Below are 14,415 nucleotides of genomic sequence, written 5' to 3'. Positions count from 1 at the left end.
CCGGCATTTGCTCATGTATTACTTAGCTTTTACGTGCTTTGATACGGTCAAGCACGGCATTAGCATTAGACTTTTGCTCGCCAATTCCCGCTTCGGCTAATTTAGCTTGCAGTGACTTATCACTGTTTTCTTCGGCTAAGGTTTCAGCGGCTTTTAATCTGTCATCAAACTGTTGTTGACGAGCCTTGATACGTTCTAATGAATCTTTAGCATTCAGCAGCTTAGAGTTGCTAGAAGCGAAAGAGTCGGTAATGGTTGCCGTGGCTTTTTGCACGCTCTCAGTGGTTTTCACCATGCTCAACTGACGCTGATAATCAGACAGTTGACGCTCGGTTTTCTTCACTAAATCCTTCAGACGCAGTGCATGGGCACTGAAGCTGTCGTTGGCGCTTTGCTGCTCGGCTAATTGCTGATCAAGCTCGGCAATTTTTTCAGCCACTTCAATAGCTAAGGCTTCGTTACCTTTATCGAGCGCTTGGGTTGCATACCCTTCGTGTTCGGCAATTGAACGCTTCAAGCGATCGATTTCACGGCTGGCTTGCATTTCTTTTGCCATCACATCGGTCAGCTCGCGCTTAGCGTTGGTTAAATGTTTCTCGGCGTCACGGATTTCCTGTTCGAAAATACGGGTTGAGTTTGCGTCAACGATGCTTTGGCCAACTTCGGTGGCACCACCGCGAAACGCTGTCAAAATTTTATTCAGAATGCCCATTTTGTGGCTCCTTATTTCAGATAGTCGACCATTTCATCGATAACCTCTAAGCAGTTATCGGATAAAACTGCTAATTCTTGCTCGATTTCGAGCATGCTAGATTGCAGTGATAGCGCGCCGTAAACCACGTATTTGTCATCAATTTTCGCAAAGGCTGACAGGGGCATTGGAATGTTGAGTTCTAGCATGGTCTCAAACATTTCACTGCGACGTTCTTGGTTTACTTCGTTCTCGCCCCACAGGTAACTGATGCAGAGAATCTGGTTATCCGTCACCGATACGAATACCGGGATTTCTTCACGGCCAACCACATTCACTTGCAATACTTCGACTTCGCCATCAATAGGATAACAATCGAATTGAAAGCCTGTTTGGCTGTTGTTGCCAAGACTGTTGAGGTGATTGGCAAGGGTATGGATATTCATATTTGTCCTTATTGACATATTATGTCTGTGTTCAAAGATAGCACTAAGACATAATATGTCAAGCACTATCTTTATCCGTTAAAAAAGTTCCAGTCCTTGGGTTTCGGACCAAGCCTGTAGATGGTAGTGGTACAACTGCAACGATCCGAGTTCATTAGGTTTGATATTGGCGGCACCTTGGTAAAAGTTGGCCGGAAACTCAAAGGCTCCGTTCACCAAACCTAAGGTTAACCAATCATCTTTTATAGGCAGAGCCTTAAGCTCGGCCAACCTATGCTGGGCATCTTTGCCGCTTAATGTTGCAATACTCCAGCCCCATTCACCGAAACTGGGCACATTATGATGGTACTGTTTGACGTCAAATCCCGCTAATGCCAAGGTTTTTGCTATCGATATAAATGCCATCTGAGCATGGTAAGGCGAGGTTGACTGTACTGTCAGAGCGCCATCATGGCTCATTAGTTCCTGTAATTTACGGTAAAAATAGTCCGAGTAGAGCTTATTCAGATCTGGGTGACTCGGATCGGGCAAGTCCACAATAATCGCATCGTATTTCACGCCCGTGGCAATCAGTTTATCGACGCCATTAAAGGCATCATCATGGATCACTGTGACGCGGGGATCGTTAAAGGCATCGCCATTAAGTGCCAACATGGCGCGACTCAATCTGTCGGGCATATCGGTATCGGGGGCTTTAAACAGTTGCACCAGCGCCGCATCCAGATCGAGCAGGGTAACTTGCTCAGGCTGCCAGCGCAGCACTTGTTTGAGACCCAGTCCGTCACCGCCGCCAATAATCAATACTTTGTTATGGCGAGCACTGGCCGCGAGTGTGGGGTGTACCAGAAACGCGTGGTAAATATGCTCATCAATACTAGAAAACTGCAGACGGCCATTGATATATAAAGCATAAATGGGCGGCAGGCCGTTCCCACGCAGGCGTTCAGTAAAGGTAAGTTGTTGAAACCGAGTCGCTTTACTGTAAATCACTTTATCTTTATAGAGCAAATTATTGAAGTGCTGCTCCCATTGCGGGCCCTGGGTTGCGAGTATCAACAAGACTCCTGTGACCAGAAAGTGCCCGGTTAATAGAAGCTTAGGTCGGTGGATTTTGGACCAGAAGCGCCAGATAAACACAAAACCCGCCAGCAGGTTGAAACTGGCGGTTAAGGCCGCGGCGAGTTGAATATCGATGGCGAGCATAAAGCCCACCCAAATGGCGGCACCTATGCCTGCACCTATATAATCGGCGCCGTAAATCGTCCCAGCGTTATGCAGCAAATGTTCGTCCGAAAGGGACTGGCGAACTCTTGCGATCAGTGGGATTTCCATACCAATTATCAGGCCCAGTAATACGCCCCATACATAGGGTAAATATTCGCTGAGTTTCTGTAGTTGACCAATCACACCGCCTTCGGGGAGTTGATCCGGTGGTAAGCCTAAGGTACTGGCGATCAACATGGGCAGCTGCTGGCCAAAACCAATCACGGCGGCGGTGATAAGAATGGCCAATGAGCCACAGAGTGCGACCGTGAGTTCTAAAATCACAAAACCAGTAAAGGCATCACGGATCTTACGGGCGGCAAAGGCACCTAAGCCCATGGAGACTATCATCAAGCCGATCATAGTGTAGATGGCGGCTTCTAACGCCCCTAAAATGCGGCCCGCATAGTGGGATAACAGATATTCGTAAATCAGGCCGCAACCTGCTAATACGGCCATAATGCCCAGTAATAGGGCATCATCGAACCAACCTAGGCGGCTAGGTTTAGCCGCTAAGGGGGTTAAGCTGTTGTCTTGCATTCGATTACGCCATCAGTGCCGTGAGGATAAGCGCGATAGCGATACTGATAGCCATTTCCACCGCAGCGATACCGATATTGTGTTGTCTTTCGACCTCGTCGGCTAAATTGATGCTGGCGAGTACCAGTTTTTTCACCATAAACAGCAGCAAGGTCAGCACGAATAACATGATCACTGAGAACACTAGCCAACCGATCACGTTCGTGACATAGGCCGTTGGGTTATAAATGATAAAGTGACTGGCGGCATTGAAACTGAGTGCCATCGCAATCATATAACCCGCGTGGCGTATAGCTACAGCCGTGTGCCCCTGCACTAAAGCCTGCTGCATTGAGGAGTCTTGATTACGACTGGCGAAGCGATTTTCACGCCAGCGAGTCAGTAGCACTAACATCAACTGCGAAATCGCAAAGGCGCTGAAGATAGCGATAAAAGTATCTAGGGTTAAATCTTCCGCCCATAACAGCACGGAGCGGATGATTATGGCTGTCGCTATAGCAACGCTGGCATCGACAATGGCGACGGACACATTCCCTTTGATGATTTGCTCGTTCTTATTGAACTCGTTTAAGGCAATTTTATCGTGGAAGAAACGGCCTAATTTAATCAGCACTAAACCGAATAAACCGTAGGCGCTCATACCAATGGCTTCGGTTAAATACGAGGGCGCGGCGGCGCCAGTAATTGCACCAGTAAGTACTATGCCGAGCGCGGCAACGGCGCCGGCGGTACTGATGCCAAAGGCAAAGTTATCCCGCTCGGCTAATTCTCTACTGCTGTTAACTCTTACGCTCCAGCCTTGCAAATAACGCATTAATGTCAGCAAGATAACCGCAATAGTGAGGTCGATTGCCAGTATGGTGACTAGCTCTGGTGTGATACCGAAATCCTGAAATAGTGTCATTGGAAATCCTTAGTTACTTGCCCCGGCGCACACTGCGGGTCGTGCGATTGCTGGAATTGCGAAAGCTGCTGTCTTTAGAATAGTTTGAACGAAACTTGCTGCTCGAACTTTTACTGGCACTGGTGGTATTGGCTTTGGGGGCACTGGTGCTTTCACGGGAGAGTGCCGAAGCTCCGGTGCGCGGCTTAGCGTAGGGGCTATCGAAGCGTTTACCCTGGGAGTCGAAACGTTTTTTAGTTTGCTCGAAGGTTTTTGCCTGGGCATTGGCTTGCTTAGGCGACGTATAGCGATAGCGGCCAACGTCATTGTAATAGCTATACCCGCGATTGCCGGACCATCTGTCGTAATAAATTGGGCGGCTGAAGGCGTTTGAAAACATCGAATACATGCCATACCAGGCCCAAAACGACATGCCGCTCGAGTCAGTTTGCCAGCTACCATAGGACGGATTGCCGACCAATTGACTGCCGGGGCCAAAATCTTCGGCACCATTGGCGAGTGCGGCGGCTTCGCGGCTAATCGCATTGACCCGCGCCAGCTTACCCTCGGACATATCGGCGACCACGTTCACGGGATCGGACAACATATCGTTGTATAAACTGGGGTCGGCTGCCTGATAGAGGTTCTCGGCTTCGGCTAACTGTTGATCCAAATCGGCAAAGTTTGCTGGATTTTTAGACTCTTCTAAACGACGTTTTAGGGAGGAATACATAGGCCCTTGGGTGCCTGAATCCTTGGCTAATTCATCGAGAAGGGGTGCAAAATCGGGTTTTTGCTGTTTTAACAGTGAGCTGTACTGTTTTAATAGATTAGCGTTACGTAGTTGGCCATCATCAAGCATGGTACTCAATGTGGTGAGGCGTTGCTCTGTGAGTTGTTGATACTTTTCGATTTTTGCCGGCCTATCATCGCCACATCCCGTGAGCGATAGCATGACGGCTAAACAGAGTATCGATGCGAGAACACGCATTAGCATTCCTGCCATGTTTTCTCCAAAAGTGTTGAAATAAAACTCAAATACTTGCAGACAATAATAATCCACTTACCCAATATGCCTGCCGTGCAGGTTATAGTACCCTTAAATGCCACGGAAGAAAGGAAGTCTTTTTCGTATTTTGTCATCCTGCGATTAGGACACTGCAAGTTTCATCAAAGCTGATGTGACGCCATTCTATATCATTTGCGACATAATATGTCGATAGTTAAATTTGTTAGGGATTATTATGACCATGCAAAAAGACAGTAATAAGTCATTGTCTACTCTGATCACTCAAACGGCCGAGCGCCATTGGCAGCGGTTAGAGGAAGTGTGGTCTGAAGGGCTCTCGCAACTGACGCCCAGCCAGCAGCAAGAGTTAAAAACTGTGCTTGGGCTCAGTGATTATGTGGCGGCGCAGTTGAGCCGTCACCCCGAATGGATAAGGTCATTGTTTGCCGGTGACTTGCAGCTGATTGAACGCCAAAGCTTTGATACTGAATTGCATGCCAAGCTTGCCAGTGCCACATCCGAAGACATGGCAAAAGCTGTGCTGCGACGCTTTCGTAATTATCAAATGGTGCGTTTGGCTTGGCGTGATTTTTTAGACTATGCCAGTTTAGAAGAATCCTTACTTGATCTGTCGGCACTCGCTGAAGCCTTAGTGATCTGCGCCCGCGATTGGCTCTATAAAGAGATGTGCACTCAGTACGGCACGCCAATGGATAAGGCCGGCACACCACAGCCATTGCTGATTTTAGGCATGGGCAAGTTAGGTGGCCGCGAGCTTAATTTCTCCTCCGATATCGATTTGATTTTTACCTTCCCAGAGCATGGTGAAACCGTCGGTGGCCGCCGTAGTCTTGATAATCAACAGTTTTTTATCCGTATGGGGCAGAGGTTAGTTAATCTGCTCGATCAAATTAGTGTCGATGGCTTTGTCTTTCGGGTGGATATGCGTCTGCGCCCCTACGGTGAGAGTGGTCCGTTGGTAGTGAGTTTTAGCGGTCTTGAGGATTATTACCAAGAACAGGGACGCGATTGGGAGCGTTATGCCATGGTCAAGGCCCGCGCCCTTGGGCCTTGGACCCACTTCAGTGATGAATTGCATTCTATGCTCAGGCCCTTTGTGTATCGCCGCTATATCGATTTTTCGGCGATCGAATCCCTGCGTAAAATGAAACAACTTATCGCCCAAGAAGTGCGTCGCCGCCAACTGACCGACAATATAAAACTCGGTGCCGGGGGAATACGTGAGGTCGAGTTCGTGGTGCAGAGTTTTCAGTTAATTCGCGGTGGCCGCGAACCCGCCCTGCGCCAGCAGAGTTTATTTGGCGCCATGGACACCCTCTATAGTCTTGGGCAATTTGAATATCTGGCGGTGGATGAGCTGAAACACAGCTATTTGCTGCTGCGCCGAGTCGAAAACCTACTGCAAGCCATCGATGATAAACAGACTCAAACACTGCCGAATAACCCGCTCGATTGGGCGCGATTGTGTTATGTGCTCGATATGGCTAATGAAATCGACCTTAGAACCCATATTGAGGCCGCGATGGCGAAAATTCATCGCCACTTTAAAGCGACCGTAGGCGGGGAAGAAGGTGAAGAAAAAGCCGAGCATTGGACGGCGCAGCTGTGGAATGTGCAGCAAGATGACCATGCCATTGCCCTGCTCGCAGAGCAACATATTGAAGATCCACAGTTATGGCCTTTACTCAGTCGTTGGCGTGAAACTGTGACTAAACGCTCCATCGGCCCCCGTGGGCGAGAAACCCTCGATAAGTTAATGCCAAGATTGCTAGAAGAATTGCTTAATCAACCGAGTCCATCGGCGGCCTTTGAACCCGTGTCTAAGGTATTGGAGCAGATTTTAACGCGCACAACTTACCTTGAATTGCTGTGTGAAAACCCCGGTGCGCGCCAGCAGTTGGTGAGTTTATGCTGCGCCAGCCCTTGGATTGCCGCCCAACTGGCTAAGTTTCCCATGTTGCTCGATGAACTTATCGACCCTGCGCATTTATATGATACGACCTCACTCGATGATTACCCCAGCGAGCTGCGCCAGTATCTGCTGCGGGTGCCTGAGGATGATATGGAGCAGCAGATGGAAGCGCTGCGCCAATTTAAGTTATCCCAACAACTTAAAATCGCCGCCGCCGATGTGACTGGGGTTCTTCCTGTGATGCAGGTGAGCGATCACTTAACCTTTTTAGCCGAGGCCATTATCGAGCAAGTGGTGATGCAGGCATGGCAGCAGATCGCTCAGCGTCACGGTGTTCCCACTTATCTTGAGGGCAATGATACTGGTTTTGCCGTTATTGGTTATGGCAAGTTAGGGGGGATTGAACTGGGCTATGGATCGGATCTGGATTTGGTGTTCCTGTATGAGGCACATGCCAGTATGGCCAACAGCCTGACGAATGGCGACAGGCCCATTGAGGTCGGGCATTTTTATCTGAAACTGGCGCAGCGCATTTTGCATTTATTTTCGACTCGCACTACGTCGGGCGAGTTGTATGAGGTGGATATGCGATTGCGCCCGTCGGGGGCGTCGGGTTTGATGGTGAGTGAAATCACCCGTTTTGGTGAATACCAAGCCGATGAAGCTTGGACTTGGGAGCATCAAGCCTTAGTGCGTTCGCGCTTTGTGTTTGGTGATAATAGCTTAGCGGTGAAATTCAGCCGTATCCGAGCCTCGGTACTGGAAAAACCGCGGGATAAAGATGAGCTTAAAAAAGCGGTGCGTGAAATGCGCCAAAAGATGCGCGATCACTTGCTTAAGGCCAGTGAGGGGATATTTGATTTAAAACAGAGCCCAGGGGGCATCGCCGATATCGAATTTATTGCCCAGTATCTTGTGCTGGCCAATGCCCATGAATATCCCGAGCTGTCTATTTGGTCCGACAATGTGCGCATTTTTGGGGTATTGGCCGAGCTTGAGCTTTTACCTATCATGAGCGCCCAGCACTTAACCCAAAGCTATTGTTGGTTAAGGGATGAAAATCATCGGCTTACATTGCAGCAAAAATCGGGGCAACTGCCTTATATTGAGGTGGCGGAGCATGCCGAGCGGGTGCTTAGCATTTATCGCACTGTGCTCGATTAGTATCGCCCCTGTCTCCCTAACTCGTTTGAGACAAAATTGTTGCCGCTGAATTTTGTCCACCCAATGCGGTCATTGAAGGTTGGCGCTAATCTGTAAGACGTTCCTATTAACTTGGTCTAAAGTTTAATAAGAGCAGCTAGCAGAGAGCGCCATGCAATTACCGCCAATCCCTGATAATGAGCTACAACGTTTAGCCACATTACGTTCACTCAATGTGTTAGATACCGATGCCGAAGAACGCTTCGACCGTATTACTCGGCTCACTCGACGAATTTTTTCCCTGCCCTATTGTGTCATTACCCTTGTCGATGCACATCGTCAATGGTTTAAGTCCCGCCAAGGATTGGAAATCACTGAAACCCCAAGGGATGTTTCTTTTTGCGCCCATGCCATTAACTATGAAGAAATTTTTATTGTGAATGACACCCTAAAGGATGCACGCTTTAGTGATAATCCCCTGGTTGTACAGCCACCCTATATTCGGTTTTATGTTGGCTATCCTTTAACTCTTCACGGTCAATTTCGGGTGGGAACCCTATGTTTGATTGGGACTGAGCCGCGAACGTTTAGTGGTGAAGAGATTGAAACCTTAACGGATTTAGGCCAAATGGTGGAGGCTGAGTTACTCTCCATTGCCCAAAATACCTTAGATCCACTCACGGCAATTTCTAATCGTCGTGGTTTTGAATTGTTGGCGCATCAAGCCCTAGCGAGTTGTCGTCGCACCCAGGCCGAAGCGGCCTTGGTATTTTTCGATCTCGACTTTTTTAAGGAAGTGAACGACAACTTTGGCCACCTTAGGGGGGACCAAGTGCTATATGACTTTGCCCATATTTTGATGTCGGCCTTTAGGGAGTCGGATGTGATAGCAAGGCTTGGCGGTGATGAGTTTGTCGTGCTGTTAAGTTTTGTACACAGGGAGACGGTTAACCTCGCTATAAATCGTTTTAAATTGTTACTTGAGCAATATAATCAACAACATCCGCTAGAACATAAAATTGCCACCAGTATTGGCGTTGCTCACTGGACACCGGATTCCGCAGTGAGCTTAGAGGAGCTGTTCGACTCCGCCGATAAAGCTATGTACCAGGATAAAGCGACCCATCACGGCGATAAGCCCTAGGGGGATTTAGCCCCAATAGACAAAGATGACAATTCGTTGGCAGGGGATTTTTACGTCCGAGGGCATAGGTATGACAACAACGGAGTTAATTCCTCGAAGCCATCTTGGACCTTATCGCTACTGTTAAATATATGTTTCGGATTGTAGTTCTCTTTATTGGACGGTAATCTGTGATGGATCATAAACGGATCAATCATTTAGAAAGGGGCGGGCAGTGGGCTATTGCACGGACATAATGCGACAACAGGGAGAGGCCGTTGAGGAATAAAACCTTCGTCGCGATTGCGATCTTTATTGTGCTAGTGGCCGTTTCCACCCCGATTGCCATTTCATTGTACCTCGCGTGGAAGCAGAGTTTTGATGACCAGATGGATATCGCGGCCTTGCTCGCTGAGGATATTCTTCGACGAAATGATGAGTCCTCCGATCAGACTCTGGGTATTTTAACGACCCTTGCCGCCGAAGGGGCTGTGGACCCCTGTTCCGTGGAGAATATTCGCTTAATGGGGGCGCTGGACCTTGCATCGGAACATGTTCAGGCCGTTGGCTATGTTAAAGACGATCGGTTGTTGTGTTCTTCCTACGGCCACCACAACACGCCACTTGGGCCTGCAAATTACATCACTCCCTACGGCACTGCCGTGCGCACATTAGTCGAGTTTCCTGTTTTACCTGAAAAACGTTTTCTGATTTCTACCGATCTGAAGAGTGGCTATACCGTTGCTATCCACCATAACCGCCCGCTGGATGTTTTTGTGGACGAGCCCAGCATTTCTGTTGGTGTGCTCTCCAGCGTTACCAATAGCCCGATAGTGAGTCGCGGAGAATTTAAGCCTGCATGGATTGATTCGGTTGGCAAACAGACTGAATCCAGGTTTTCAGACGGCGAATATCTTGTCGTGGTCAAGCACTCATCAAAGTATGCCTTTGCAGCCTATGTGGCAGTTCCCGCGACTAAGGTCAGCGATGGCCTTCGTCGTCTTTCTCGTTTCTTAGTGCCATTTGGCCTCGTGGCAGGGGCTTTGCTCGCTTGGATGGTTCTCTGCCTTGCAAAGCGGCAACTCGCGCTGCCCGCGGTAATTAAAGTGGCGCTTAAGCGCAATGAGTTCTTCCTCCACTATCAGCCTATAGTTGACCTACAAACGGGGCAGTGGGTCGGAGCGGAGGCGTTGATCCGTTGGCAGCGGCCGAACGGTGAGATGATCCGTCCAGATCTCTTCATTGCCGTTGCCGAAGAGGTTGGCCTGATCCCGCGTATCACCGAGCGCGTTATCTCCTTGATAGGTGATGATATTCACGATCTATTTGCCCGTCACCCTAAGTTCCACATTGCCATCAACCTATCGGCGGTTGACCTTCAGTCTCGCCAGACAATTGAATACTTAGACGTATTGCACAAAAAGACGAAGGCAGGGCCAGGGAACTTGATTGTGGAGGCTACGGAACGCGGGTTTATGAACGTGGGCGTAGCAAAGGAAATACTTGATGAAGTTCGGGCTAGGGGCATAGAGGTGGCTATCGACGACTTTGGGACCGGCTATTCGAGCCTTTCCTATCTGGAGAGCTTTAATCTGGACTATCTCAAAATTGATAAGTCCTTTGTCGATACCTTAGGGAAAGACGCTGCGACCAGCCAAGTTGTACTGCATATTATCGATATGGCGAAATCACTGAATCTGAAGATGATCGCAGAAGGAGTGGAAACCGAGGCGCAGGCGCAGTTATTGCGCCAACGTGGCGTTCAGTTTGCGCAGGGCTGGCATTTTGGCAAACCAGTTCCCTTTAGCACTTTGCTAGAGCAGTTGGATAAAAGCACAGCATCGCTTGCTGTGACTCCTAGGGGTGATTTGTAATGCAGCCATATAGCACTTAACATCACCCAAACTTGAGTCAGAGCAACGGTTTATTAATATTTAGGTTTGTTTTTTTATCGACCTAAATGATTGGCGCCTATTATCGACAAGTTTGCTATATCTGTGTCACTTTAACACTCGAATTCCAGCATGCCACTAAGCTTGAAAATACAGCTCAGTGAGAATCGTCAGAATTTAATGAACTGAGTTTTCTGGCAGGTCATCCAGATTATTTCTGGCATAGTCGTAAAGAGCTTTTGCCCGGTAACAATTTAGAGTTGAAAGGTTAAGGCAACATTCTGAGTCTAGATTGACCTATTTTATCTAATGACTAAAACTTGATCTAGGAAAGCATACGAGGGATAACGGAATGACACCTACAGGTTCTGAGCGACATATATTTTCATTTGAGGACGGCGATAAGCTCACGACTATTGGCGCAACTTTCTTCGTTTCTTATCTTTACTATCAACATGTGGATTCAACCCACAAAAACTGGGCTTCAATCAAAACACAGCAATCACGCATAAGCACTATAAGTAGTTCAAAGCAATATCATCGCGTCTGGTTATCGCATATTCAAAATATGAGCAATTCGAACCTAAATCGCAATAGTCTTGGTTTGAAAGGACCTACTATCAAAAAAATGGCATTGGCAGTACAAGAAAAACTTTGAAATGGCTGAGGCGAGTGAACTAACTGAAGGTGAAGGCAAGAAGGCGAAAGAAGGCGAGGACAGCCATGTCTTTTTGTGTTTTTCAGCCCCTTTTACTAGGCTTTAAATTATCCTGATTTTGCCTGTGTGGAGTTTGTGATGGCCTCGGCCAGAAGACAGTTAATTGATGCCAGTGCGACGCCTTTCTATCATGTGATAAATCGCTGTGTTCGTAGGGCTTTTTTATGTGGCGAGGATAAACTCACTGGCCGTAGTTACGAGCATAGACGTGGCTGGATTGTGCATAAAAGGCAAAAAGGCAAGGACAAAAGGCAAGGACAGCCATGTCTTTTTGTGTTTTTCAGTCCCTTCTACTAGGCTTTAAGTTATCCTGATTTTGTCTGTGTGGAGTTTGCTATGACCTCGGCCAGAAGACAGTTAATTGATGCCAGTGCGACGCCTTTCTATCATGTGATAAATCGCTGTGTTCGTAGGGCTTTTTTGTGTGGTGAGGATAAACTCACGGGCCGTAGTTATGAGCATCGACGTGGCTGGATTGTCGATAAAATCAAGGCATTATCTGCTATTTTCTGTATCGATATTTGCGCCTATGCGGTGATGAGTAACCACTATCATTTAGTGCTTAAAATTGATGTCGACAAGGCAAAATCGTTAACACAGAAAGACATTATCAGCCGCTGGTGTCAAATCACTAAAGGCCATGCTGTCGCCTCTAAGTATATGAATGGTGATGCTTTAATCGACGGTGAAGTGATGTTACTCGATGGCTTACTTGCCGAGTGGCATGAGCGATTGAGCAGTATCTCTTGGTTTATGCGCTGCCTAAATGAAGGGATTGCCCGTAAAGCAAATCGAGAAGATGAGTGTAAAGGCGCCTTTTGGGAAGGTCGTTTCAAATCCCAAGCGTTACTAGATGAGCAAGCATTACTGGCGTGTATGATGTACGTAGATTTAAACCCCATTCGAGCAGGCATTGCCGACTCTTTGCAATCCTCTGATTTTACATCGATTCAAGAGCGAATTAATTCACTAAACCAGCAAGACAACACTTTTACTTCACTTAAAACACAAGTTAAATCCGCAAATAAACTACTGCAAACAACACACAAGTCCCTCGCCACATTTGATGGTTCAACACATCTAAGTCAGCAATCTGGCATTCCGTTTCATTTTGCCGATTATCTGGAACTGATTGATTGGACAGGCCGGGCCATCCGCCTTGATAAAAAAGGCTATATCGATAATCAACGACCCAAACTACTCAATGAACTAGGCATAGCGCCAGATGCGTGGCTCACATCAGCGAAAGAGTTTCGCCGTCAATACAGTGGCATAAGTGGTCGATGGGATAGCATGTGCGAGTTTAAAAAGCAGCACAACAGCGGGAAATGGTGTAAAGGCAAAGCCTCAAGTCAAACTTTGCACCCTTAAAAGCCAAGCATTACATCCTTAAGCTCATCACTGCTCACGATTCAGCGCTTGGGATTATTTTTGTTTATCCGAAATGAAGATAATTCCGCGAAAATTCAGCTCGTTTTTTGTCCAAAAGCACTTAAGGTCTCCCACTTCGTTTGCTGAATTTGACCAGGTTTTTGTCAGGGCGTTAACGACAAAAATGTTAAGTGCTTCGGCTCATTTCTATTAAACGGCTATAGGTGCGGCGAAATTCGAAGCTGAGGGCGCCGCCCTGATAGAGTTCTTTAAGTGGCACTTCACAGCTTAAATATAAGATTACGTTTTGATCGTATAACTCATCGATAAGGCTGATAAAACGCCGTGCTGGATCATCATTGGCAGCGTAGGAGAGTTTACGCTCCCCCGTGGTTTCGGCTTGGTTTTCACCTGTGCCATCTTCCGTGCCGCGGGCGCGGATCCAACCTTTCACTTCGCCTCCGAGTCTGGGCACATTACTTAGCATTAAGATATTAAATTTACTGGCAATTTCGATATAGTCCAATTGGGATCTTGGGCCATCACACAGGGCATTAAAATCAAACCAAGCGACCGACGGCTGCTCATTGCTAAGGGTTGCGCGGATAATGGGAATGTGACGCTGACAGATACGAATGTGGCTCTGGTCTATGCTGGGAGCATTTTTGGTTAATTTATTGAATATACTATCGAAATCAAGCACACCTATGGGGGCTATATTCTGGGACGTTGAGGCCAATGCCTCCTCTGATACCTCATCGGCTAAAGCGTGCATTCTATGATCTTGGCTACCATTGAGGTGAAGCATTTGCGTGTGCTTTTGTAGCAGTGCGATACAGGGCAAAAATTTGTGTCTAGCCAGCCCATTTTCGTATAGGCGGTCGATGGGAATATTAGAGGTGGCGACAAGTATCACACCTTGCTCGAATAGTTGTTCAAATAGGCCAGCAAGTATCATGGCATCGCCAATGTCCGATACAAAAAACTCATCGAAACACAGCACCTTACATTCTTTGGCGAGATTGTTGGCGATCAGTTTTAAGGGATCTCGTTGCCCTGAATGTTGCCGCAATGCCTGGTGGATACGTGCCATAAAACGATGAAAATGCAGCCTTAACTTACCTTCACTCGGCAAGCAATCGAAGAATAAATCCATCAGAAAGGTTTTGCCCCGACCGACATCGCCCCACAGATACAACCCTTTGAGCTGAGTGGCTCGTTTTAGGCTGGTTTGTTTAGGGCTGGAACTCAGTTGATGGAACAGTTCCTCTAGGGCTAAAACGGCCTGTTGCTGAGCGGGATCTTCCATCAAATCCACCCCCACTTTGGCTTGATAAATAGCCAGTGGCGATATGGGGGTGTTTTGAGCGATTAACTGATTAAAAAGCATAGTGTTAGCCATA

Annotated in this window: 11 protein-coding genes; 5 read left to right on the top strand and 6 right to left on the bottom strand. The window is 47.6% G+C overall.

The genetic code is table 11. The annotated features are described in order from the left end of the window. Positions 1 to 22: 22 nt before the first annotated feature. The 5 genes from JFT56_RS15595 to JFT56_RS15575 all read right to left on the bottom strand — a co-directional run bounded on the left by JFT56_RS15595 (position 23) and on the right by JFT56_RS15575 (position 4,829). Positions 23 to 712 carry a PspA/IM30 family protein gene (locus JFT56_RS15595; protein ID WP_198780929.1) on the bottom strand — a complete coding sequence of 230 codons (690 nt, stop codon included), beginning with the start codon at positions 710 to 712 and terminating at the stop codon, positions 23 to 25. Positions 713 to 723: 11 nt separating this feature from the next. After that, positions 724 to 1,137, bottom strand: coding sequence for a YjfI family protein (locus JFT56_RS15590; RefSeq protein ID WP_007645549.1), 414 nt, complete (start codon positions 1,135 to 1,137; stop codon positions 724 to 726). A gap of 78 nt (positions 1,138 to 1,215) precedes the next feature. Further along, a complete protein-coding gene (locus JFT56_RS15585; RefSeq protein ID WP_198780928.1) occupies positions 1,216 to 2,940 on the bottom strand; it encodes a polyamine aminopropyltransferase in 1,725 nt (574 codons plus the stop codon). Positions 2,941 to 2,944: 4 nt separating this feature from the next. Beyond that, positions 2,945 to 3,844, bottom strand: coding sequence for a DUF350 domain-containing protein (locus tag JFT56_RS15580; protein WP_198780927.1), 900 nt, complete (start codon positions 3,842 to 3,844; stop codon positions 2,945 to 2,947). Positions 3,845 to 3,857: 13 nt separating this feature from the next. Further along, positions 3,858 to 4,829, bottom strand: coding sequence for a hypothetical protein (locus tag JFT56_RS15575; RefSeq protein WP_198780926.1), 972 nt, complete (start codon positions 4,827 to 4,829; stop codon positions 3,858 to 3,860). A 238-nt stretch (positions 4,830 to 5,067) separates the two neighbouring features. Here JFT56_RS15575 and glnE point away from each other — a divergent pair, with 238 nt between their 5' ends. From glnE to JFT56_RS15545, 5 genes are all read left to right on the top strand, one after another. After that, a complete protein-coding gene (gene glnE / locus JFT56_RS15570) occupies positions 5,068 to 7,929 on the top strand; it encodes a bifunctional [glutamate--ammonia ligase]-adenylyl-L-tyrosine phosphorylase/[glutamate--ammonia-ligase] adenylyltransferase (RefSeq protein ID WP_198780925.1) in 2,862 nt (953 codons plus the stop codon). A 151-nt stretch (positions 7,930 to 8,080) separates the two neighbouring features. Further along, on the top strand, positions 8,081 to 9,052 hold the full coding sequence (locus JFT56_RS15565; protein WP_198780924.1) for a sensor domain-containing diguanylate cyclase: 972 nt from the start codon (positions 8,081 to 8,083) through the stop codon (positions 9,050 to 9,052). 257 nt (positions 9,053 to 9,309) lie between these two features. Beyond that, a complete protein-coding gene (locus JFT56_RS15560; RefSeq protein ID WP_198780923.1) occupies positions 9,310 to 10,905 on the top strand; it encodes an EAL domain-containing protein in 1,596 nt (531 codons plus the stop codon). A 370-nt stretch (positions 10,906 to 11,275) separates the two neighbouring features. Further along, positions 11,276 to 11,581 (top strand): hypothetical protein, encoded by a 306-nt coding sequence (locus tag JFT56_RS15555; RefSeq protein ID WP_198780922.1) that lies wholly within the window; start codon positions 11,276 to 11,278, stop codon positions 11,579 to 11,581. 396 nt (positions 11,582 to 11,977) lie between these two features. Next, a complete protein-coding gene (locus tag JFT56_RS15545; protein WP_198780921.1) occupies positions 11,978 to 13,012 on the top strand; it encodes a transposase in 1,035 nt (344 codons plus the stop codon). A 187-nt stretch (positions 13,013 to 13,199) separates the two neighbouring features. Here JFT56_RS15545 and zapE read toward each other — a convergent pair whose 3' ends face one another. After that, the gene (zapE, locus tag JFT56_RS15540) at positions 13,200 to 14,414 is read right to left on the bottom strand and encodes a cell division protein ZapE (RefSeq protein WP_198780920.1); all 1,215 of its coding nucleotides are present in this window, start codon (positions 14,412 to 14,414) and stop codon (positions 13,200 to 13,202) included. Between the last annotated feature and the right edge of the window lies 1 nt (position 14,415).

The organism is Shewanella putrefaciens, assembly GCF_016406305.1.
Lineage (GTDB): Bacteria > Pseudomonadota > Gammaproteobacteria > Enterobacterales > Shewanellaceae > Shewanella > Shewanella putrefaciens_C.
The sequence above is the reverse complement of the archived record's forward strand: the minus strand, read 5'-3'. Positions and strand labels throughout refer to the sequence as shown.

Coding starts and splice junctions, on each gene's coding strand:
- JFT56_RS15595 (WP_198780929.1), bottom strand. CDS start 712: ATGGGCATTCTGAATAAAATTTTGACAGCGTTTCGCGGTGGTGCCACC.
- JFT56_RS15590 (WP_007645549.1), bottom strand. CDS start 1,137: ATGAATATCCATACCCTTGCCAATCACCTCAACAGTCTTGGCAACAAC.
- JFT56_RS15585 (WP_198780928.1), bottom strand. CDS start 2,940: ATGCAAGACAACAGCTTAACCCCCTTAGCGGCTAAACCTAGCCGCCTA.
- JFT56_RS15580 (WP_198780927.1), bottom strand. CDS start 3,844: ATGACACTATTTCAGGATTTCGGTATCACACCAGAGCTAGTCACCATA.
- JFT56_RS15575 (WP_198780926.1), bottom strand. CDS start 4,829: ATGGCAGGAATGCTAATGCGTGTTCTCGCATCGATACTCTGTTTAGCC.
- glnE (WP_198780925.1), top strand. CDS start 5,068: ATGACCATGCAAAAAGACAGTAATAAGTCATTGTCTACTCTGATCACT.
- JFT56_RS15565 (WP_198780924.1), top strand. CDS start 8,081: ATGCAATTACCGCCAATCCCTGATAATGAGCTACAACGTTTAGCCACA.
- JFT56_RS15555 (WP_198780922.1), top strand. CDS start 11,276: ATGACACCTACAGGTTCTGAGCGACATATATTTTCATTTGAGGACGGC.
- JFT56_RS15545 (WP_198780921.1), top strand. CDS start 11,978: ATGACCTCGGCCAGAAGACAGTTAATTGATGCCAGTGCGACGCCTTTC.
- zapE (WP_198780920.1), bottom strand. CDS start 14,414: ATGGCTAACACTATGCTTTTTAATCAGTTAATCGCTCAAAACACCCCC.